Here is a 20,634-nt window from a genome sequence, read left to right as displayed (position 1 = left end):
CTGATTTATATTCAATGGTTGTAATATATCCTGACGGAGATTATGGTGAAAATATTTTGCTGGGTCATACCAAAAGGCCTGGTTGGATATAATGATTAGTGCTAAAGTGCAATTATTAAGCCTGCTTTAAATTTCACTTTTAGCCATTAGCTTGTTACAACAGATATGTAATAAGATGTAAAGTGAAACTTAAAGTAGGGCTCATTGATTATTCTACATGTTGCTTTGAAGTACTTATGCAGAAAACAACTTCTATTATATTCATTCTTCTATGCTTCTTGTCAAGTTGTAGCTTCGAATCTAAAACAGAATTTCCAGCCTTTGATAAGGAGATTAGAGTAGATGGTGAGCAATCTGATACAGAATTGCTGATTAATATGGGATGGATTGACTGTGTTGATACATTCTTGGTAATGACGCATGTCGCCCAAAATGATTTTTGCCATGTATATTCCATTCCTTCGGGTATGAAAAAAATCCATACTTGGGGTTCATTGGGAAATGGTCCTGGCGAGTTCCTACAGCCAATAATTACATACGCTCACGAAAACACCTTCGGTTTGAATGATGTCAATATACAAATGTTGGCAGTGATGTCTCTAAAAGGCAACGGAAATGCTATTGAAATTGAAGAGCTGTCCAGAAAAAAAACTCCTTATAAGCGTGTGCAAGGTGAGCTCAATCCTGCAGATTATAATTTCGTACGACTGGATGAACAGCATTTTGTCTCCCTATTGTGCGGAAAGGACGGTAGTTTCTTTTCCTTACTGGATGCCAATCTGCAGCCTTTACAGAGGTTCGGCGAATCTCCGGTGGGGAACAAAATTTCTGTCCAGTCTTCACGGATGAATTTGAAAGGTTATCTGTCGGTGCATGACGGGCATATGGTGTTTGCGCCTAGCAAACTGCCGTATCTTGCTAAATACCACCTGGAAAATGGAACCATGGTAAAAGACTGGAACTTTTATTTTGATCGGTCTTTTTATGAATGTAAAGACTATAACCTCTTGTTTAGTAAGGCAAGAAACTTTGGGCAGGTGTTGGATTTGGCAATGGATGACCAATATATCTATATTTTGTACTTAGATCAACTTTTAAGCGAGTATGACTATAATGACCCGCAAAAATCCATGGCGAACAAGGTGCTGGTTTTCAATTACTCGGGAGTACCCATAGCCAAGTTGATATTGGATAAACGAATCTATCAGATGGCTTTGTGTACAAAATTGCATAAGATTATCGGGCTGGGGAATCTGCCAGAACCTGCATTTGTTTCGTTTGATGTCGTTTTTTAGATATATAGTCTAGTATTTCCCTTATACACTAGAAATAGGATAGCGTATAATTATATGTTTTAATTTGTATATAACTGATATCCATTAAATTACTGAAGTGTTGATTTGATATCCTTTTTAGGCATTCTACCTTTGAAGCATGTGGAAGCCGAAAAAGGATAGCGACTAATTATAGCTCAGTAGATTTTTAGTGGGGAATTATTAGCTTACTTGCCAAACACGTACTTCGCAACCTTAGTATTAGCCTTGTTCTCATTTACGAAATCACGTTCAATATAGATGTCCGTTACTTTCATTGCATCGTCAATATGGTTAAGTGCTGCATGGACTATATATTTATCAATGCCAGCTTTATTAAGTGCAATGGTAGCCCAACTATGCCTTGCTGCGTAGTATTCCAAATCGTCAATTTCTAATATTGTACAAATTTCTTTTAAGCCGTAGTTGATAGCCTTATTGAAATCCTTCTCGTCAGCATAGTATTGATAGAAATTGAAGAGACGTTTACCAGTCTTATCCTTGTACTTCTCAACAAGAGGCAGGATTAATCTGGGTATGTCAACCTTCATTTGAGCCTTATCCAATCTACGGTCTTTCGTCTTGGTACGATTATAGACGATTGTATAACCTTCCATTTCAGTGGCATTGTAAAGGTCTGCTGAATTGATTCCCATAAGACAGAATGATAGAATGAAACAATCCTTTGCCAAATTATAATGGCAGGTAGATTTGTAGCCTCTTCCATAGCTTCTTTATAATATCTGCGGATATGGCTCTCTTTCTTGTTGCTTCCTGCTTGGGTATTTCAAGTTCCATGAAGGGTGAGTTAGGGATTAGGATTAAATTCTTCTCCTTCTTATTGTATTTCTTCTTGGCTTCATTGAATAACTTCTTAATGCTTATCAAATATAGAGAGAGTGAACGATTGGAAGGTATCCGTTTACCCTGCTGCATTAATCTTTTAGTCCGTATCTCGCGTTCTTTATTCAAGAATGCTTTAAAACTTTCTAAGAAGTCAAGGGTAATCAAATTAATATCCAATTCCTCTTTGCCTATGAAACGGACTAAGGCATTAATGGCAGTGGTGTAGTTAGGTGCACCTTTGATAGTGGTTGAGGCTATCCACTCACGACTGAACTTTATAAAGTCAATGGTTTGTTGCTTCTCTTGTTCTCCACTTAGGTAGTTCATTACATCGTCTAACGTGTAGTTGTTTAACTCAATTTGGAGTTTGGCACACTTGTCATAGTAGCTGTGGATTAAAGCGTCTATATCTTGTTTTATGGGTGCTGAGGCTTTAATCTTGTAGTTCTTTGTTAAATCATTAGGGGTTGCGAATAGGCTTGTTGATATACGTTTCATTCTTCTGTTAAGAGTAAATCTAAGCCTTACGGTGAAACAGTCATTTGTCTTTCTTTGTACTTTAACTACTTCTGGGTTGATTATCAGCATATTACACATTGTTTAATTGGTGAAACAATAGTGAAACAACTGCTCTTTATTAAGGCTAATATAACCAAGCAACAGACCCTTAATCGGAGGTCTCCATGAACTAAAAAAGGCTCTATCTCGTTAGAGATGAGCCTCTTGTTTGTGGACCAGCCTGGGCTTGAACCAGGGACCTCCAGATTATGAGGCTCTAAATTTCATCCTATTAAATTGCAATATGTCAACGTATTAATAATCTCATTGGAAGTTTATCAGTCAACAATTAGTCAACAGCTAAACCTACGGTACAAAGTTAAATATTAGTTTCCTATATTCCAAAGAATTGGGTTGTTAGTATGTAACATTCGTAGTGCTTATATAAAAAAGAAAACAGCATAAGAGTTTCCTCAAATGCTGCCTACTTTTAGTATGAATAAGTTCTTTATTCCACTCTCTGATAAGAGTACTTCTGACCTGTGGGTGTAACTCCGTCTGCTTCCAATTCCTGCACTGATAAGGTCATAGAATTAAGTAACAGAATATCATTGATAATCCATTCTTCTTCATCGCTGTACATTTCATAGAGCTTGTTACCGTCTATCTTGTACTTGCCCACTTCCTTGTAAGAGCTATCTTCTGTACTTGTATATTCAAATGTGCCATCATTCTTATAAGTAACATGGGTAGCAACAGCATCACCGCTTGTCTTCTTCCATTTACCTATAATGAGAGAAGTATAATCATTCTCTCCTTTAATTGTACCGTTGTCAATATCCACTTCAAATGTTACATTCTTCTTAGTTCCATCATAATGTATAATATTGACATTGTACTTCCAAACTCTCTTGGAATTATCTTCTACACTAACCTCAATCTTAGCATCAGCAGGTTCATCATTTAGCTGTGGTACTTGGATATGCCATAAATCTTCTCCCAATTTGAAATTCCGTCTTCCTACAAAGAAGCCTTTATTATCTCTATGGGTGTATATTGCTTCTTCGTGAGATATAAATTCAGAAGTATAGAGAGTTCCTACATTGGAATATCCAAAGCCTTTCTCTGCTATATAGAGCGTATCGCCAGACAATGAGTAACAACAATCATTGTTTATTATAGAATATTGAAATCCAGCAAGTATTTCACTACGCTTAACTTGAACTTCTTTAGTTTGTGTATCATGCCTAAAGAGTAAAGCGAGGTAACCATAATCTTTACCAAAGTAATAGCTTAATGATGCTACAAACTCCTTCGGATTAAAGTACATGGTTTGCAACATGGTTATCTGCTGAATGGTGACATCTTCATATTCTCCATAGCCTTTGTAAATCTTACGATTCCTATTAAATGGTAATTCGTCAGTCCAATTAATAATAGGCGACTTATCTTTTACATTGAATGATGCAAGCCATAGCTTCTCTTCTCGTAAGCCAGAGAAGTTAGCTTGCTCCAAATTGTTCTTATAGTAAGAAAGTAATTCTATGTCTTCATAGTCACTAATGCCATATTCTTTACAAACTACATCTAAAGGCTCACCACCTTCTGGATAAGATTCCATTGGTTGGCTATCCAATTCTTCACTACAAGAGCTAACTCCCATGCTCAATGCAACCAATAATGAAGTTGCTAATAATCTAAATGTTCTCATTGATTCTTATGCAATAAATTTGTTATTGTTTATCCAAAGTCATATGTAAGCTAAAGAACTTGTCATCTGTGCCACCATATTCAATCAATTTATATTTGGTCTGTACAAAGTTCTTTTTCTCCAATTCTAAATTAATGGTTATATTTCCATCAGTCGTTGAATAACAGTTATTAGACACGCGTTGTAGAGTTATCTTAGAAGTGGTTGGTTTGTTAGATAATGTTAATTCTATCTTTCATTTAAGAACTGTAAGTAACACTTCTTGATTGATAAACTCATTGATAGTTTTCTGTTTCTCTTGTTCAGACAGGTTATTAACTTTAAATGCGACTTCAGAAATTATATATGTACCAGAAGTATCATCGCAAGAAGATAATAGCAGTACCACTAACCCTAATAGATGAAATATTTTCATGTGATAGCTGTTTTAGTAATCTGTCTTAACTTGCCAAACAATAGCCAATGAAAGCACCTATAAGGACTATAACTAAAATGAACAGTCCTAACTTAATATCATTTGCATCCATAATTATATAAGACTTTCAGCTTGTTTAAGACACATTTCAAGGAATCCAACCAATGTTGTAGAATCCACCTTGTCGCCTTTAAGTCTGTAAACAGCTATTCTGGCAGAACTGTGTTGATTCAACAGGTCTTTAATTCTATCCAAATCCCTGCGGACTAACTTTGTTAATTCTTTAGATTGTGTGGTATGCTTCATCCCATTCAATTCTATCATAGGAGCTAAAGCATTCATGTTTCTCTCTATTTGAGCAATAAGAGAATTGATTTCATTTACAGCATTGATACCACCAAATAAACCCATAGTGTTTGATAATTAGTGCTTATCTGTTCCCTATGGATAAGCTGTTAAAATAAAAGAGGTGTGGGAACTATATTTGTCTTATCCTGTTTCTTGGGCTTCTCGCATTGCCTTTTGGTACGGATAAAACAATAGCCCCACACCAAAAGGTATATAGTTCACCTAAGCGATGAATATATATCAAATGTGTGGGTGCTATTGTTATCATCTTCGTACCGTTTTTAAATTTTGCGAGAATCTAAGAAACAGAAGATAATTTCAATAACACCTTTCGTTAAATATGTCCTTCCAACTCTCTATCTCCTTAGTTCATTGGAATTGGTGCAAAGATAGCGAAAGGTTCTAAATTAATAGGCATGGAATAAGGAGAAATAGTAATTATTGTGTTACAAAACAGGGAATTAATGGAGTATTTAAGCAGAGTCGCATCTAAACTCTCTAAATCCATGTGGGTATCAAATTCACTTCTCCTCATATAAAGAGTAAATTCTGAATATTCTTACCTGCCTTGAATTATCATCTTTAAGTCAGTATATTGTTGGATATTTAAGAAGTGTTATCTGTAACATGCTTAATAAGAGTTGAGATAATCCTAAAATCTGTAAACTTATGGAATTGACTTACTTCTATAAGGCTGAAATGCCGAACTGTCAAGATTGGACTTTAGATATATCTAAACTCAATATTTCATTGATTTGGGACAGAACCGTTCAGACCACTATAAAGATGTATCTTAATAATCCTGTCCCAATCATTAGAAGCTCAAACAGTCATAAGTCTGCAAGATTTCTTCCTGCCTTAATCCCAAGTATCTCTTAGTAATGGCTACAGAACTGTGATTGAACAGTTCCATCAGCTTTACTAAGGCAAGTTCAGCATTATCGCTGTTCATGTTATAGACCTGCCTACCAAATGTCTTTCTAAGCGAATGACAGCTAAAGTTCTTAATCTTTAACCTGTACTTCTTCTTCACCTCTTTAAGAATGATATTGATTCTCTGAACTGTGAAGATAGTGCCTTTCTGACTTATAAGAATTGGCGCATTGATTCCAACAGGATTTATATGCTCGTAGCACTCTTTAATATGATGTTGTAATTGGGGGTTCAGTCTGATAGTCCTTACTTTGTCTGTCTTCTTCTCAATTACTGTAAACTCGTCAGCATCTAATATCTGCTTCCATCTTAGAGATAGAATATCAGATATTCTTAATCCTGTGAAGCATCCTAAAGCTATAAGAAGTGAGATTTTATAATTCTCGTCTTTGGCTAACTTCCTTATTAGGTTCATTGCATCAGACCAAACAAGATAGTCTGCGGTTGTGCTTGAATATTTAAGTGACATAATGTTCTGTTTTATAAGTTAATGAATAGAAGTGAATATTAATTCTGAGTTGGATTTACTAACTCACTGATTATTAATGGAACATTCACTAATAGTAGAAGTGAATATGATAAAGACACCCAACTTAGAAATTGAGTGCCCTCTACCTTATTATAATTCTCCCTCGTCTGCGAAGCTATAATATCCTGCATCTGTTAATATGAGGTGGTCTGTTACTGTAATTCTCATAAGTCTTGCAGCTTCTTTGACCTGCTTAGTAATCTCCATATCCTGCCTGCTTGGTTTCATGCTACCACTTGGGTGGTTATGAGCAAGAATGATAGCTACTGAATTGGTGAGCAATGCAGCTTGTAGAATTACTCTGACATCTACGGTCGTATCTGTTATTCCTCCCTCTGATATGAGAGTGTAACCTAAAACTTGGCTGGCTTGGTTTAGAAACAAGACTTTGAAATATTCTTTGTAACAGATTGTACCCTCCTTATATGTAGGAAGCAAATATTTATAAGCATCCTCTGAACTGACTACCTTATATATATTCTTGAATTTGGGTTTGTAGGACAGTTCCACTTCTCCCACAGTATAATCTATATCCATAATTTGATGTCTTAATAAGCTGGTAGATATAAAGAAAGGACAACTAATTGAATAGCTGCCCTTTCCTCTCTCAATCAACAATCCACTCAGCCCAAGAACCAAGCGTATTCACTATCTCCTAATTTGGCACGTTGAATGCCTTGTACGAACTCTGTGCAATTAAGATTCCTCTCCAAAAAGTTATCTATGTAACTTGACTTCACAGAACCATTGAGCAGGTTTAAGAGCTGCCAGCCTGTAATGCTGTCCCCTGTACTCTTGAAGTTCGCATCAGAAACGAATGCTCTGCAAGCTGCATTAATCTGACTGTCTCCTAATAATAGACGAGGTAAGCGTTTCTGTTGGTTGGGTGTAAGAGCTTGATATAATCTCATCCTGCCTATTATCTGGCAGAACTCACTCGTTGAGATTGACATCTGCCCAAGTGTCCTTAACAGATGCAGGTCTTTGGATGGGTTGTAAGCATGGAACAGATTCAATGCTGCTGCATATAGTTCCTGTATGCTTAGGACTTCTATCTTATCCTGCAAGCCGTCAGTAGTAAGCATTAAATTTGAGCACACACGATTACGAAAGCCTATGAAGATTTTAAATCTCTCAACAGACTTCTTACTGTATAGGTTAATCTCGTTATATGCTCTCACTCCACCAATGGATAACGCTAAACGATTACCGTATTCATCATGTACAATGGATGGAATTTCAAAACAGAAACACATTCTCTGATAGAACAAAGTTTTCTCTTCGTCTGTCAATTCAGATGCTTTCTTACCTAATGCACTTGGTATTCTGCCATTGATAGGGTGTGAGATTCTAATCTCTGGCATATCAAACTGTTCTCCATGAAAGTAATCCTTAGCTGCATCTACTACTGCACCTATAAAGGATTGGTGGCTTATGGTTTCCTCCATTGATGCAAAACTTGGAATGATGCAGTCTTGCTGTAAGTGCTGTAAGGTTACTTCCTGTGTGTTTGCTTCAATGAAATGGTTTACTCTTTTGGGTGCTGCAACTTCTTCCACAATAATTGCTTCTTCTGCAAACTCACCCATGTTTAATGATTCTCTACGCTGTGCCATAGCTGGCATAATTACTAAATCTCTCATAATGAAATTGAATTAAATGGTTATTGATTGAATGGATTTAACAAGAACAAACCTAAAACACAAGTGAATTTCTTCGCTTGCATCTTAGGCTGTCCTATGTCTTTCCCTAAAGATTCTTTCAAAGGAAATGAGGAGTATTAGTAAATTATTGGCAGACTGTGATAATCGTGCATCGTGCCTGTTCTTAGATTAATAAGAATGCTTATTCCTGTCAGCCGTTGGACTACATTTCTAAAGCATTCTTTTTTATTTAGAGCCATGAGGGGGGATAATAATGTAGTGTACCTCCTCGCTCGTTACACTATAAACTTATGTAATCATCTTATGAGATAGGTTTATGCTTCACCTAAAGCCTCTTGAATGGATTTGATGGTTCGCAATCGCTTTAATTCTTTCACTCCAAGTTGGCGGTAAGCTCTGCCTAAGATTGGATATTCATGTTCTATATCAATGGTTTGCAAGTCAAATGTCATTGGGTTTGCTTTGATTTCACAATATCGTTTGTGTAGTTCTCTGAAAGTTGGCTTTACAATTAATTCCTTGACAAACTTCTCTGGTGCGATATGCCATTTACCTTTAGTAGTTACTATTCCAGATTGGGCATAAGTTTCTCTTAATGATTTGTCTGATTGGTAAACCACAGTAGCAATATAATAGCTGTAAAGCTGTAACTTGGCTACCATATCATTAACGACAAATTTATTCTCTTGATAAGATAGGTAAGATTCAATCCCAACTTTCTTAATCTCATTAATCTGTTGCTTGGTTGCCGCTTCTGATAGTTTGGTATTATTAAGCATATCAGCCCTTTCTTGTGCTGCCTTTACTTCCTTATCCACAATCTGCTCCATTTCTTCAAATGTTGTGTAATGGTCAGTAGCTTTAGTGTTGAAGATATGGACTACTTTATTTCTAAATGGATTGGACTTGGTTCTGATTCTTCCTACAATTTGAGGTATATCCATATCAATGCTGACCAATGTGTGTCTGTTCTGAACATTGCTGACAACAAAGCATAATCCTGTTTCAGAATGGAAGTCCACACCCTCAAATGATTTGGAAGTGATAAAGTTGAATTTCTTGGGAGCGTCAGCAGAACTTGATATAGTATATTCTTCTAAGGTTCTTCTATTCTTAGGATTGTCAGCACAAATAATTCTATAATCATCCTCTGTTAGTTGTGTCTGTTTAAGTATGGCTTTAATCTCTGTAACGCTGTTAATGAAGAAATATGCTTCCTTGCTCTCTATGCCGTTCACATTCAGACAACCTTTAGCTTGGTAGGTCTTGATAAACTTGGCTGCTACCATATAAGGCTTGTCTGTATGGTAAGGATAAACAGTAATATCATCTGTTGTATTCCAATCAGCTATGTATTCTGGAATGTCATTGAAGATTGCTGGCTTCAAATTGTTTGGAATAGGAGTAGCTGACAAGAAGCAATAGGATTTGAACTCTTTAAAGTGAGCCAACACCCCATTAATAGCCTTGTCTCTGAATGAGTATTGTTTAAGGAAGTTGTGGTATTCGTCAATCGTCAGTTTAAAGTCTTTAGGATTGATAAACTCCATCAACTTGTCTATCTTGTCATAGGTGCAGATAATCTTCTTTACTCCAACAGAAGATAAGTAATCCTTTAATTTTTTCTTTAGCTCTAAGGTGAAATTTCCATATAAGCCAAACAGGTTATTAACAACAGGACTTAATCCTGCTCTGCGTTCATGTTTCTTCCAGAACTTCACATTACCATCTGCATCTTTAGTTGGATAGCATTTGTTCTCAATCAGTTCTGTGGTTGGAACAGTAATGATATAATTCTCGTTATTGGTAAGTGCTATGGTAGTAGCACCGCAACCTGTCTTGACCTTATTAAAGATGCAGTTCATAGGGAAGTCCTTCATGGTAAGGAATCCATCTTTCTCTTGAATATCTAACTTGGTTATCATATATTGTTGGCTTTTAAAAATCTGTTAGCTGTAACCCCAATTATAGAATCTTAGATATGTCTAAAGTTCATATAATGGGTAATTTGAGATAGTTCTATAAGGCTGAAATGCTAAACCCAAGAATTTGGAGTAGAGAAGCCCACCTGTCACATGGGCTATCGAACAGGTTACTTCTTTATTTGTTCTGTCAATTTAGTTAGAGCTTCCTTATAAGATTTGGCTTCCATGCTCTGACCTGCAATTGGGGTGAAGTACTTATTCCAATTCTCTTTATTGATATGGTTGATAGTGTTTACAACTATTTCTATATCCTTACATTCAGTAAAGAATGCTTTCAGTCCTGCTCCAAAACGTCCAGTAAACCTATCATTAGAGATGAAGCTGTTAGATTCTAATGCCGCTAAGATTCTATCTCCCTTATCTTGTGTATCTTTGCTGATTTGAACTTTACTAAAGTCAGAGAGTTTCTTATATCCTTGTTGGATTGACTTGATTTGTGCTGCTGTCAGATTAGATGTTCCAAGAGTATAAACATTGAAAAGGAATGCAGGAATATAGCCTTCTTTCCTTTTATTAAGGATATAGTCTGCATTAGTATCTCCTGTTGAAATATTGGAAGCATAAAAATCATCATTAGACCATTTCCTGCCATTGTTACGTATTGATATGTAAGCCAATATATCCATATTCTCTTTAGAGAGTTTTACTGGCTGATAAGTAGCTGTAACATCTTTCAATTCATCAAACATGAGGGCTATTGTTCTATGCTGACCATCGCCACAAACACCGTCGTACTTGTCATAGTCTGCTTCCTGTACTTCAACCATTTTAATCTCGAAATTGCTGATAGTAGCAGAGCCTTCCCCTTTCTTACGAGTAATAGTAGGTCTGTACAACTTTCTACCGCCTAATTTATTCTTAGCTTCTTCCATTGGGAAGTATTCAATAGGCATTGTTTCGATGAATCCCCATGCCTTAATCTTGTTGTAAGATTCAACTACGTTAGAGTTGTCAATTTTAGTGCGGTTACCTTCGATGAACAATAAATTTAAGTTCTTCATGTCTTTGGGGCTTTCAGTGATTAGTCTGTGGCAACGTGCCTGCCAGCTTTCTGAAAGCGGTGCAAAGATATGTCTCTTAAATAGGGTATGTAAGAGTAAGTTTTATATCCCTGTTTTTACGTTGCTGAATATCATTAGGTTAGCATCTTATGAAGTGTAATATTAAAGTCTTTGAAGTCTCTCATCAACTTGTCAAATGTAGCGTTGTTATCTTTGGTACAAACGTATGCAGGGTCACCCATTAGTAATTTACATAGATATAAAGTGCATAAAGCTAAGTCTCTTTCTGCCTGTACAAAGCTGACTCCCTCAGACTTATCAGTTTTGATGGGAAGATAGTCTAACAATGTTTTGACCAAAGAATATTGGATGGTACGTTCTCTCACTCTCTTATTCTCTCTTTCAATGAGACCATGAGAGACAAGGTCATGGGAAGAATAGAACTCCAATAAAGATTGAATGAACAATGAATTGTTAAACTCGAAGGATTTACTGCCTACCTTAATATTCATAGTTAATTTGGTATTGGGTTGCTCCTTCAATAAGTAGAGAATGTTATCAATCTTTGTCCCACTTGTGGTTATCTGATTCTCGCTCCACACCTTAATAATATGATATAAGAATGCAATAAACTCAAATGTAGGTTGAGCTTTTAGCCCTAACTTTTTTATTGCATCCTGTATGTACGTGAATTTATAAAATCCATCTTCTGTAAAGGGTAGTTCTTTTAGATAGATTTCTCTACTACGATAGTATGCAAATGGAGCTTGGAGTGGTTGATAATCGAAGCCATTGAAGCATGGGAAGTTTCTACAATAGATTCTGATATATTCAATGCTCTCCAAAATAGAAGTAACATCTTCATGCTGATATTCATTTTTGAAATCAGTTTCTAAACTACTCTCCATATCAGTCAGCATAGTTTCATCAATCTTAGGGAGCATATCTTGTGGCTCTTCATAAGGGGAGTTTATATATTCAATGAACAGATTATCATCCATAATGCTTTTTGCTCTAATTCAGTACAAAGTTAAAAAATAATCCTCACCTGCATTTGCTGCAAGTGAGGAATTATTAGCTTACTTACCAAACACGTACTTCACAACTTTGGCGTTAGCCTTGTTCTCATTTACAAAGTCACGTTCAATATAAATGTCTGTCACTTTCATTGAGTCGTCTATGTGATTAAGGGCTGCATGGACTATATATTTGTCTATGCCTACTTTGTTCAATGCAATAGTAGCCCATGAATGGCGCGCTGCATAGTACTCCAAATCATCTACTTCTAATATTGAACCAATCTCTTTCAATCCAGAATTGATAGCCTTGTTAAATGTCTTTTCATCCCCATAATATTGATAGAAGTTGAACAGACGTTTTCCTGTGCTATCCTTGTACTTATCAATAAGAGGTTGCACTATCTTAGGAATATCTACCATCATCTTTGCACCATCCAATCTACGAGCCTTGGTTTTGGTTCTGTTATAGATAATAGTGTTCCCTCTCATTTTAGTAGCATTGTAAAGGTCTGCTGAATTGATTCCAATAAGACAGAATGAGAGAATGAAACAATCTTTAGCCAAGTTATAACGGCAGGTGGACTTATATCCTTTCTTCATGTCTTTATAAGGCAGCTTCCACACCTTTTTAATGATGTCTGCTGGAATGGCTCTCTTACGTGTAGCTTCCTGTTTAGGTATCTTGAAGTCCTCAAAGGGTGAGTTAGGAATAAGAATAAGGTTCTTGTCTTTCTTATTGAACTTACGTTTGGCTTCATTGAACAGCTTCTTGATGCTTACCAAGTAGAGGGAAAGGGTGCGGTTAGAGGTCACACGTTTACCTTGCTGCATTAGTTTCTTGGTACGTGCATCACGTTCTCCAATTAAAAATGCTTTGAACTGTTCCAAGAAGTCTAAGGTGATAAGATTTATATCCAATTCTTCCTTACCTACAAACCGTACCAAAGCATTGATGGCAGTAGTGTAATTGGGTGCTCCTTTTATGGTAGTAGAAGCTATCCACTCACGACTGAACTTTATAAAGTCAATGGTCTGTTGCTTCTCTTGCTCTCCGTTTAGGAACTCAATTATCTCATCCAATGAATAATGATTTTGGTCTAATTGCAGTTTTAAGCACTGTTCCCTATAATAGAGAACAAGCCTATCTATTTCTCTCTTAATGGAAGTGTCCTCTTTGAATTTGAGGGATTTAGTTAGGTCTTGTTGAGTTACAAACAGGTTGGTGGATAAGCGTTTTACCTTGCGGTCTAATGTGAATCTAATCTTGACGTTATAAGTTCCGTCAACTTTTAGTTCACTCCTTTTAATCTCAGCTTTAATAGTCAGCATATTAGCTCTATTTTAATTAGTCAACAATTAGTCAACATCTGCTTAAAATAGGAGTAAATCAACCAAGAGCAACAGAGTTATATCTGGAGGGTCTGCAAACAAAAAAGGCTGTATTCCGTTAGGAATCAGCCTTTTAGTTTGTGGACCAGCCTGGGCTTGAACCAGGGACCTCCAGATTATGAGTCTGTTGCTCTAACCAACTGAGCTACAAGTCCGATGCATCCTTGCTTGGATAGCGGGGACAAAAGTAGCATTTTCTATTGAAATATGCAAGACTTTTGGATAAAATTCCTTATAACCTTTGTCCTTAGAACTTATAAGTTCGTTTTGGATTCTTGGGAAACCAGCCTTTTTTCACTCGTTCTTCCTGCTCGAATATCTCCTTGATGGTCCAGAACGAGGAAAATGCAAAGATGCCCAAAAGGGAGGCTATCATGATGTTCTCCGTATAAAGGGAGGCAATGATGCCGCCGATGCCGAGTAAAAGGAAAATCCACCAGCACTTGGTGCCCCAATAATATTCGGCTTTCACAACTATGGGGTGAAACAAGCCGATGATGAGGAATGTGCAGATACCTATGACAAGGCCCGACAGATGATATTCGTTCAAGAAATCCATTGTTGTTCGTTATTTCTCGGGGCAAATAGGAATCTCCTTCTTGATGCTCTGTTCCAGGGAAATCAAGGTCTCGGTAGCGGTTACGCCAGGAATCTCCTGCATCTTGTTGTTCAGCAAATCCATCAGATGCTCGTTGTCGCGGGCATATACCTTGGTCAGCATGGTGTACGGACCAGTGGTGAAGTGGCATTCTACGATTTCGGGAATCTTGCCCAGCTCAGCAACTACCGTCTTATACATGGAGCCCTTTTCCAGCTTGATTCCTACGTAAGTGCAGGTTCTGTATCCAAGGGACTTGGGATTTACATGATAGCCTGAGCCAACAATAACGCCAAGGTCAATCAGGCGCTGTACACGTTGATGGATGGCAGCACGTGACACGCCACATTCAGCAGCTACGTCCTTGAAAGGGATACGGGCATTTTGGGAAATGATTTCCAGAATCTGCCGGTCAAGATTGTCTATTTTTTCCATAATAGTAAATAAGTAAAGTTCTTGTTGTTATCAAATAGTAAGCAAATATAGGACTTTATTTTAATTTATCTATAAAAAGGGACGGAAAAATGAATAAAAGTGAGGGGTAACGATAAGGCGCGGATTACGCGGATTTCACGGATTTAGTTTACCAAATCCGCGTTATTCCTCGTAATCCGCGCCTAAAAGAAGTATCAAGAGGGTTTTGCCCCTCCTTTCGGATTGTTACATTACTTCTCGATACCCAGCAGTTCCACTTCGAATATCAAAGTAGAGAACGGCTTGATTTGGCTACCGGTTTCTCTTGAACCGTATGCCAGGTCGTAGGGGATATAGAGTTCCCACTTAGAGCCGACGGGCATCATGGTGAGGGCCTCTGTCCAGCCTTTGATTACCTGGTTGGCACGGAAAGTAGCAGGTTCGTTGCGCTTGTAAGAGCTATCGAATTCTGTTCCGTCAATCAGCGTACCTTTGTAGTTTACTTTCACCTTGCTGCTGTCGGCAGGAACGGCACCGTTACCCTTGGTGATGATTTTGTATTGCAGACCGCTCGGGGTAGTTACTACACCTTCTTTAGCCTTGTTCTCAGCCAGGAACTTTTCACCGGCAGCTTTGTTGTCAGCATACTTTTCTGCAGTTGCTTTTTCTTTGATGGCATCCATCTGAGTACGCATGTACTCTTGAGCTTTCATCATATCCATAGCACCACCCTTGCCGATGACACCTGCTACGAAACCTGCCAGCAGATTTTCGCGGCTGATGCTCTGTGTGGAGTCGTTGCCGAAGATTTGTTGGTTGAAGCCTTCCACCCATTGCTTGCTGACCATCTGGCCTACTTGCAGGCCGGTCATGTAGGCCACGTCTTTCTTATCGATTTTGGCTGCACCCTCGTTGAAACCTTTTAGGAATTCTGACATCTGGGTTGAGTCAATGCCTTGTTGTGCAAGATACTGGTCCAAACCTTCTGTACGTGCCATACCGATGGCGTAAGACAATGAATCGATGTCCGTCTTTAAATCAGCTTTCGGACTTTGAGCAGTACAAGATGCCATGCCGGCAGCTACTGCAAGAGCCATGAGAAATGTTACTTTTTTCATTTTGCTTTTACTTGTTGTTTATTTAGATAAAATTTTCTGTAATTCAACTTCGAATATGAGCGTGCTGTGGGGGGGAATCATCTCGCCGGCACCCTGCGCTCCGTATGCCAGATCACTGGGGATGTAGAGTTTCCACTTGGCACCTTCGGGCATAAGCTGAAGGGCTTCCACCCAACCGGGTATCACTTGGTTTACACCGAATGTGGCAGGCTGGCCGCGCTTGATGGAGCTGTCGAACAGCGTTCCGTCAATCAGTGTGCCTTCGTAGTGGCATTGTACCTGGTCGGTTGCTTTGGCATAGTGACCGACGTTTCCTTCTGTGATAACTTCGTATTGAAGTCCGCTGGGAAGCGTAACAACTCCCTCGCGTTTTTTGTTCTCTTCCAGGAACTTTTTGCCGGCTTCTATGTTTGCTGCGTTCATCTTCTCCTCCAGTTCGGCGAAGTACTTGTTGACGATGTCACGGGCTTCTGTGTGGCTGATTGCCGTCTGGTTGCCCTCCAAAACGTCTTTGATTGCTTGTGCAAAGTCATCTACTGCAATGCCTTTGGCACCCATGCTTAAAAGATTCTGACCTATTCCAAGGCCGATAGCATAACTGAATTTATCCATAAGATTCTTTTGTTGACGACCGGATTGGTTTCTTTTCCAGTCTATTGCAAATTTACGAATGGCAAAAGTACGTCTTTTATTTGAATGATAAGACTTTTAAGTATTTAATTTTTCTTATTTATATCACAACTTGAACATTCTTCTTATATTTGTCTTACTTTAATAAAGGAAAGGAGCAGAAAATGAAGAACTTGGTCATATTGTCGGGTGCCGGTATGAGCGCCGAGAGCGGCATCAGCACATTCCGTGATGCGGGCGGACTGTGGGACAAATATCCGGTGGAGCAGGTGGCGACTCCCGAGGGGTATGCACGTAATCCGGAACTGGTCATTAATTTCTATAACGAACGTCGCAAGCAGTTGCTCGATGTGGTGCCGAATGCCGGGCATCTGGGCGTTGCCGACCTGGAGAGGGATTTCAATGTAACGGTCGTCACCCAGAACGTAGATAATCTGCACGAGCGTGCCGGCAGTACGCACGTGATACACTTGCATGGGGAACTGACGAAGGTTTGTTCCAGCCGCGACCCTTATAATCCGCATTTCGTCAAGGAACTGGCGCCGGAGGAATATGAAGTAAAGTTGGGCGACAAGGCGGGCGACGGTACGCAGCTCCGCCCGTTCATCGTGTGGTTTGGCGAGTCGGTGCCGGAGATTGAAACTGCCATCCGGTATGTGGAGCAGGCGGACATCTTCGTCATCATCGGCACCAGCCTGAACGTTTATCCCGCTGCGGGACTGCTGAACTACGTGCCCCGTGCCGCCGAAGTGTATCTGATAGACCCCAAGCCGGTGGACACGCACGTCATGCGTCCGATACATGTCATTCAAAAGGGAGCTTCGGAAGGGGTAAAAGAGTTGAAGGCGCTGCTTGCAGCTACCCAGCCTCCTTTGCCTTAGGACTTAATCTCCTACGTCTTAGGACTTAACCCCTCACGGTATAGGACTTAATATGCAGAACATCCGGATGTCTTTCTCCAAAACACCCGGATGTTTTACCCAAAAACATGGGGATGTTTTGCCCCATTACATCCGGATGTTTTAGGTGAAAACATGGGGATGTTTTGGGTACTCACTCCTATACTGTAGGGAGCTGGGTATAGGGGGGGATTCCCACAAGGTATAGGTCTTGCGGGAACAAAGTATATTTGCCCTCGAAACTTGTGCTATTTCTTTATCACGGCCCGTAATACGAACCAGGCATGATGGGCTATGGTACTCGCCAGTCCGTAATGCCGCGCCATGATGCGGAAGCGTTCGCGCAGGGATGCTTGCCGGTTCTGGGTGGTCATTCCCTCTTCCAGATAGTCGATGAGGGTGAGATGGGTATTGTGCAAGGTCCGTGCCTTCTTCATCACCTGGATGCACCAGTCGAAGTCGGCGGAGAAGCGGTATTGCAGGTCGTAGGGTTCTACAAGGGAAGCTTTGGCAAAGAAGGCCTGATGGCAGACCAGCATGCCCTGCTTGAAGCTTCGCCAGGTAAGCACTTCCGGGGCGGCGAGGCGGCGCATGCGGATGAAGTGGCCTTCCTTGTCCACCAGCTCCGTTTCGCCGTACAGCACGTCGGGTAGTTCGTTGCCGGAGATGGAACGCACCATCTGCTGCAAGGTGTCGTCCTCGTGGAAGCTGTCGCCGGCATTGAGGAAGCAGAGGTAATCGCCGGTGGCAAGGCGGATGCCTTTGTTCATGGCGTCGTACAGTCCCTTGTCCGGTTCGCTCACGATGCGGGTGATGCGGTCGCGGTAACGGTCGATGATGGAGAGCGTGCCGTCTTTGGACGCACCGTCCACAATGATGTATTCCACGTGGTGGTAGGTTTGCGAGATAACGCTTTGAATCGTGTCCTCCAGTACCGCTTCGGCGTTGTAGGTCACGGTGATGATGCTGAATTTCGGGGTGGGGTGGTTATGCATTTCTTCCGGTCACTTTGTTGTAAAGGTCAATGTATTTCTTGGCGACGACGTTCTCCGAATAGTGGGAGATGGCTTTCCGGCAGGCTTGTTCCGAGAGGCTGGGGTAGTCGGGTTCGGTCAGCGTCCAGTAGATGCCGTTGGCAAAGTCTTCCGAGGATTTGTATTGTGCCACGTAGCCGTTGTGCAGATGGTCTATCATCTCAGGGATGCCGCCCACGTTGAATCCGACGCAGGGAATGCCGCATGCCATGGCTTCCATGATGGTGTTCGGCAGGTTCTCTTCCAGCGAGGGGGTCACGAAGATGTCCACGGCATTGTAGATGTTCACCAGTTGGTGTTCGTTGCTGACGAAGTTCAGCGGGTAGACTTTGAATGGAAGCAGGTTTTCCAGTTGTTGCGATTGGTTGCCGAAGACGACGACACCCAACTGTTCCCGGAGTTCGGGATGCTTGTCAGCCAGCAGTCGGCACGATTCTATCAGGTAGTCGATGCCTTTCCGTTTGTCCGTAATCTTCACCGAGCCGAACAGCATGAGTTTCTTGTCTTGCGGCAGTAGGCAACGGCTGCGGGCTTCCTGCCGGTTTCGGGGCTTGAAGAGATTGGTGTTGATGGGGTTGGGGATGCATGTCACGGCATGCCCGCAGAAGAGGGCGCTTGTCCGGGCACGTTCTTCCAGCCAGCGGCTGCAGGTGACGAAGTTGATGTGACGGTTGCGATACAATGCCTGCTTTTTGTGGAAGATGCGGTAGGAAAGGTCACGTTTGCCTCCACCTCCGTGGATGAAGGGGCAGTTGTGGCATTCCTGCTGGTAGTGGGTGCACTCGCGGGCATGGTGACAGATGCCAGTGCAGGGCCACATGTCGTGCATGGTCCAGACGACGGGCTTGCCCGAGGCGAGAATCTTCTCGATGTTCTTCAGCGAGAGCATCCCTTGGTTTATCCAGTGCAGATGGATGACGTCTGCTTGCTGGAATTCGGGCAGTGAGGTGATGTCTGTCCCCGTGTTGGCAATGTCTACGGCAAAGATGTTCTTCTTGTTGAAGCGGTTGGCGCTCCAGATGACGATGCGCTCCCAGACGAACTTCCACACCATGCGCCAGTTATGGTCCAGTGACACAACGGAGATTTGGTCGGTCTGCTTGTCGCGTACCAGCAGCTTGGCTTTGATGCCGTGGTTCTTGAGTGATTCCATCAGACGGCTGGCGGCGATGGCTGCGCCGCCGATGCGTTCGGATGTATTGATAAGTAGTACTCTCATGACTGTTGTTCGTTTCTTCTTTTTTGAATGTTTTTTCTTGTTACAGATGCCGGTCTTGTTTCATCCATTTCCGGATACGCTTTTGCAGCGTTTGCCATATGATGGTGAAGTTGCCGTACCGTAGGTTCAACGCCAGTTCCTCGAACGACCGTGCAATCTTTATCCAGGGATGCCGCCATGCCATGATGCGGTAAACGCTATCCTTGTAGGCTGTGTTCTCGATGACGTGACGAGGGTGCTTCAGTGGAAACTCCACTTCGTGGCGTTTCATGGTGAAGATGCGGCGGTAACCGCGCGGCATGGTGTGCACGGAGCCGGCAAAGTGGGTGGAGTCGGCAGTGGCTCCCAGATTGTTTATCATGTTGCGGGTGGGCACGATGCTCAGACCCGAATTGAACAACATGGAAGCGTGGAAGATGGTTTCGTAATAGGCTTTCCCGTGTTCGCGGTGGCGTTGGCACATGTAGATGAAGTCTTTGCGGTAGCGCCGTGTGTGGATGAGGTTCTTCAGTTGCCGCATGTTCTCCTTGTCGTCCAGGAAGGTGTAGAATTCATCCCATTGGTCCGTCACCCGCCGCCAGCTCGCCCATCCCCAGATGGAGAAGGTGGTGGCGAAGAAGTAGTCGGAAGTGATGTCGGGTGTAATCTCCTCGTTGTTGAATCCGGCAATCATGCTGATGCGTGTGTCGTGCTCATACTTGTCGAGCAGTTCCTTGCAGAAGCCGAAGAAAGAGACGGCGGGCACGTCGTCATCCTCAAGCACGATACATTTGTCCGACAAGGAGAATGCCCACTTCTGTGCCATGTATTCCGATGGGTCGCAGCCGTAGTTCTTCTCTTGGTAGTTGTGGTGTACTTCGCATTCCCAGTCGATGTCTGCCACTACTTTGCGACAAGCTTCTATGCCCGGCATGTCACGCTCGCCGCGCGGGCCGTCCTGATAGAGAAACAGTCGTGCGGGGCGTGCTTTCTTCACTTGTTCGAATACTTGCGCCAGCAGTTTGGGGCGGTTGAAGAAAAGAATCAGTACAGATACATCTACAAGGGCTGGTTTCATGGCAATTTTGTTGG

General features: G+C 41.1%; 19 protein-coding genes, 1 tRNA gene and 1 pseudogene. 2 read left to right on the top strand and 19 right to left on the bottom strand.

The window, feature by feature from the left end:
- Positions 1 to 182: 182 nt before the first annotated feature.
- Positions 183 to 1,295, top strand: a complete 1,113-nt coding sequence (locus tag ITJ87_RS03125; RefSeq protein ID WP_230391787.1) for a BF3164 family lipoprotein — start codon at positions 183 to 185, stop codon at positions 1,293 to 1,295.
- Between the two features lie 206 nt (positions 1,296 to 1,501).
- Here the strand turns inward: ITJ87_RS03125 and ITJ87_RS03120 are convergent.
- The 16 genes and pseudogenes from ITJ87_RS03120 to ITJ87_RS03045 all read right to left on the bottom strand — a co-directional run bounded on the left by ITJ87_RS03120 (position 1,502) and on the right by ITJ87_RS03045 (position 16,393).
- A pseudogene (locus ITJ87_RS03120) lies at positions 1,502 to 2,747 on the bottom strand (phage integrase SAM-like domain-containing protein).
- A 418-nt stretch (positions 2,748 to 3,165) separates the two neighbouring features.
- Positions 3,166 to 4,368, bottom strand: a complete 1,203-nt coding sequence (locus ITJ87_RS03115; RefSeq protein WP_011108560.1) for a hypothetical protein — start codon at positions 4,366 to 4,368, stop codon at positions 3,166 to 3,168.
- A 235-nt stretch (positions 4,369 to 4,603) separates the two neighbouring features.
- The gene (locus tag ITJ87_RS03110; RefSeq protein WP_016660898.1) at positions 4,604 to 4,783 is read right to left on the bottom strand and encodes a hypothetical protein; all 180 of its coding nucleotides are present in this window, start codon (positions 4,781 to 4,783) and stop codon (positions 4,604 to 4,606) included.
- Between the two features lie 114 nt (positions 4,784 to 4,897).
- Positions 4,898 to 5,194: a hypothetical protein gene (locus tag ITJ87_RS03105; RefSeq protein ID WP_011108558.1), complete on the bottom strand. Its 297-nt coding sequence runs from the start codon at positions 5,192 to 5,194 to the stop codon at positions 4,898 to 4,900.
- Between the two features lie 751 nt (positions 5,195 to 5,945).
- The gene (locus ITJ87_RS03100; protein WP_011108557.1) at positions 5,946 to 6,533 is read right to left on the bottom strand and encodes a tyrosine-type recombinase/integrase; all 588 of its coding nucleotides are present in this window, start codon (positions 6,531 to 6,533) and stop codon (positions 5,946 to 5,948) included.
- A 150-nt stretch (positions 6,534 to 6,683) separates the two neighbouring features.
- On the bottom strand, positions 6,684 to 7,130 hold the full coding sequence (locus tag ITJ87_RS03095; protein WP_011108556.1) for a JAB domain-containing protein: 447 nt from the start codon (positions 7,128 to 7,130) through the stop codon (positions 6,684 to 6,686).
- Positions 7,131 to 7,216: 86 nt separating this feature from the next.
- Positions 7,217 to 8,236: a DUF3871 family protein gene (locus tag ITJ87_RS03090; RefSeq protein WP_048699232.1), complete on the bottom strand. Its 1,020-nt coding sequence runs from the start codon at positions 8,234 to 8,236 to the stop codon at positions 7,217 to 7,219.
- 335 nt (positions 8,237 to 8,571) lie between these two features.
- Entirely contained in the window at positions 8,572 to 10,182 is a 1,611-nt protein-coding gene (locus ITJ87_RS03085) for a DEAD/DEAH box helicase family protein (protein WP_011108554.1), read from the bottom strand.
- Positions 10,183 to 10,349: 167 nt separating this feature from the next.
- Complete coding sequence (locus ITJ87_RS03080) at positions 10,350 to 11,243, bottom strand: hypothetical protein (protein ID WP_011108553.1); 894 nt, start codon at positions 11,241 to 11,243, stop codon at positions 10,350 to 10,352.
- Positions 11,244 to 11,377: 134 nt separating this feature from the next.
- Positions 11,378 to 12,244 (bottom strand): hypothetical protein, encoded by an 867-nt coding sequence (locus tag ITJ87_RS03075; protein WP_011108552.1) that lies wholly within the window; start codon positions 12,242 to 12,244, stop codon positions 11,378 to 11,380.
- A gap of 78 nt (positions 12,245 to 12,322) precedes the next feature.
- Positions 12,323 to 13,591: a phage integrase SAM-like domain-containing protein gene (locus tag ITJ87_RS03070; RefSeq protein WP_011108551.1), complete on the bottom strand. Its 1,269-nt coding sequence runs from the start codon at positions 13,589 to 13,591 to the stop codon at positions 12,323 to 12,325.
- A 141-nt stretch (positions 13,592 to 13,732) separates the two neighbouring features.
- Positions 13,733 to 13,806 (bottom strand) — tRNA-Ile (locus ITJ87_RS03065).
- 92 nt (positions 13,807 to 13,898) lie between these two features.
- On the bottom strand, positions 13,899 to 14,210 hold the full coding sequence (locus ITJ87_RS03060; RefSeq protein ID WP_117601411.1) for a DUF4491 family protein: 312 nt from the start codon (positions 14,208 to 14,210) through the stop codon (positions 13,899 to 13,901).
- Positions 14,211 to 14,219: 9 nt separating this feature from the next.
- Positions 14,220 to 14,684 carry an Lrp/AsnC family transcriptional regulator gene (locus tag ITJ87_RS03055; protein ID WP_005830846.1) on the bottom strand — a complete coding sequence of 155 codons (465 nt, stop codon included), beginning with the start codon at positions 14,682 to 14,684 and terminating at the stop codon, positions 14,220 to 14,222.
- A 230-nt stretch (positions 14,685 to 14,914) separates the two neighbouring features.
- Positions 14,915 to 15,781 (bottom strand): FKBP-type peptidyl-prolyl cis-trans isomerase, encoded by an 867-nt coding sequence (locus ITJ87_RS03050; protein WP_117964628.1) that lies wholly within the window; start codon positions 15,779 to 15,781, stop codon positions 14,915 to 14,917.
- Positions 15,782 to 15,799: 18 nt separating this feature from the next.
- Positions 15,800 to 16,393 (bottom strand): FKBP-type peptidyl-prolyl cis-trans isomerase, encoded by a 594-nt coding sequence (locus ITJ87_RS03045; RefSeq protein ID WP_138346247.1) that lies wholly within the window; start codon positions 16,391 to 16,393, stop codon positions 15,800 to 15,802.
- Positions 16,394 to 16,575: 182 nt separating this feature from the next.
- On the opposite strand from ITJ87_RS03045, the gene ITJ87_RS03040 reads away from it, so the two are divergent.
- On the top strand, positions 16,576 to 17,292 hold the full coding sequence (locus ITJ87_RS03040; protein ID WP_117601410.1) for an NAD-dependent deacylase: 717 nt from the start codon (positions 16,576 to 16,578) through the stop codon (positions 17,290 to 17,292).
- Between the two features lie 266 nt (positions 17,293 to 17,558).
- Here ITJ87_RS03040 and ITJ87_RS03035 read toward each other — a convergent pair whose 3' ends face one another.
- Genes ITJ87_RS03035 through ITJ87_RS03025 form a run of 3 tightly spaced genes read right to left on the bottom strand, consistent with a single transcriptional unit; the run spans position 17,559 to position 20,620 of the window.
- The gene (locus ITJ87_RS03035) at positions 17,559 to 18,305 is read right to left on the bottom strand and encodes a glycosyltransferase family 2 protein (protein WP_117964630.1); all 747 of its coding nucleotides are present in this window, start codon (positions 18,303 to 18,305) and stop codon (positions 17,559 to 17,561) included.
- A complete protein-coding gene (locus tag ITJ87_RS03030; RefSeq protein ID WP_008662500.1) occupies positions 18,298 to 19,563 on the bottom strand; it encodes a glycosyltransferase family 4 protein in 1,266 nt (421 codons plus the stop codon). The genes ITJ87_RS03035 and ITJ87_RS03030 overlap by 8 nt, the downstream gene beginning before the upstream one ends.
- A gap of 40 nt (positions 19,564 to 19,603) precedes the next feature.
- Entirely contained in the window at positions 19,604 to 20,620 is a 1,017-nt protein-coding gene (locus ITJ87_RS03025; protein WP_016272354.1) for a hypothetical protein, read from the bottom strand.
- Positions 20,621 to 20,634: the final 14 nt, after the last annotated feature.

It is taken from the genome of Bacteroides sp. HF-162 (assembly GCF_015679285.1).
Taxonomy (GTDB): Bacteria; Bacteroidota; Bacteroidia; order Bacteroidales; family Bacteroidaceae; genus Bacteroides; species Bacteroides uniformis.
Note: the sequence above shows the minus strand (reverse complement) of the source record. Positions and strands in the feature narration are given on the sequence as shown.

Excerpts from the sequence above, each read along its gene's own strand:
- ITJ87_RS03085 (WP_011108554.1), bottom strand. The coding sequence starts at position 10,182 with ATGATAACCAAGTTAGATATTCAAGAGAAAGATGGATTCCTTACCATG.
- ITJ87_RS03045 (WP_138346247.1), bottom strand. The coding sequence starts at position 16,393 with ATGGATAAATTCAGTTATGCTATCGGCCTTGGAATAGGTCAGAATCTT.
- ITJ87_RS03025 (WP_016272354.1), bottom strand. The coding sequence starts at position 20,620 with ATGAAACCAGCCCTTGTAGATGTATCTGTACTGATTCTTTTCTTCAAC.
- ITJ87_RS03070 (WP_011108551.1), bottom strand. The coding sequence starts at position 13,591 with ATGCTGACTATTAAAGCTGAGATTAAAAGGAGTGAACTAAAAGTTGAC.
- ITJ87_RS03100 (WP_011108557.1), bottom strand. The coding sequence starts at position 6,533 with ATGTCACTTAAATATTCAAGCACAACCGCAGACTATCTTGTTTGGTCT.
- ITJ87_RS03110 (WP_016660898.1), bottom strand. The coding sequence starts at position 4,783 with ATGAAAATATTTCATCTATTAGGGTTAGTGGTACTGCTATTATCTTCT.
- ITJ87_RS03035 (WP_117964630.1), bottom strand. The coding sequence starts at position 18,305 with ATGCATAACCACCCCACCCCGAAATTCAGCATCATCACCGTGACCTAC.
- ITJ87_RS03090 (WP_048699232.1), bottom strand. The coding sequence starts at position 8,236 with ATGAGAGATTTAGTAATTATGCCAGCTATGGCACAGCGTAGAGAATCA.
- ITJ87_RS03075 (WP_011108552.1), bottom strand. The coding sequence starts at position 12,244 with ATGGATGATAATCTGTTCATTGAATATATAAACTCCCCTTATGAAGAG.
- ITJ87_RS03080 (WP_011108553.1), bottom strand. The coding sequence starts at position 11,243 with ATGAAGAACTTAAATTTATTGTTCATCGAAGGTAACCGCACTAAAATT.
- ITJ87_RS03055 (WP_005830846.1), bottom strand. The coding sequence starts at position 14,684 with ATGGAAAAAATAGACAATCTTGACCGGCAGATTCTGGAAATCATTTCC.
- ITJ87_RS03115 (WP_011108560.1), bottom strand. The coding sequence starts at position 4,368 with ATGAGAACATTTAGATTATTAGCAACTTCATTATTGGTTGCATTGAGC.
- ITJ87_RS03040 (WP_117601410.1), top strand. The coding sequence starts at position 16,576 with ATGAAGAACTTGGTCATATTGTCGGGTGCCGGTATGAGCGCCGAGAGC.
- ITJ87_RS03105 (WP_011108558.1), bottom strand. The coding sequence starts at position 5,194 with ATGGGTTTATTTGGTGGTATCAATGCTGTAAATGAAATCAATTCTCTT.
- ITJ87_RS03050 (WP_117964628.1), bottom strand. The coding sequence starts at position 15,781 with ATGAAAAAAGTAACATTTCTCATGGCTCTTGCAGTAGCTGCCGGCATG.
- ITJ87_RS03060 (WP_117601411.1), bottom strand. The coding sequence starts at position 14,210 with ATGGATTTCTTGAACGAATATCATCTGTCGGGCCTTGTCATAGGTATC.
- ITJ87_RS03095 (WP_011108556.1), bottom strand. The coding sequence starts at position 7,130 with ATGGATATAGATTATACTGTGGGAGAAGTGGAACTGTCCTACAAACCC.
- ITJ87_RS03030 (WP_008662500.1), bottom strand. The coding sequence starts at position 19,563 with ATGAGAGTACTACTTATCAATACATCCGAACGCATCGGCGGCGCAGCC.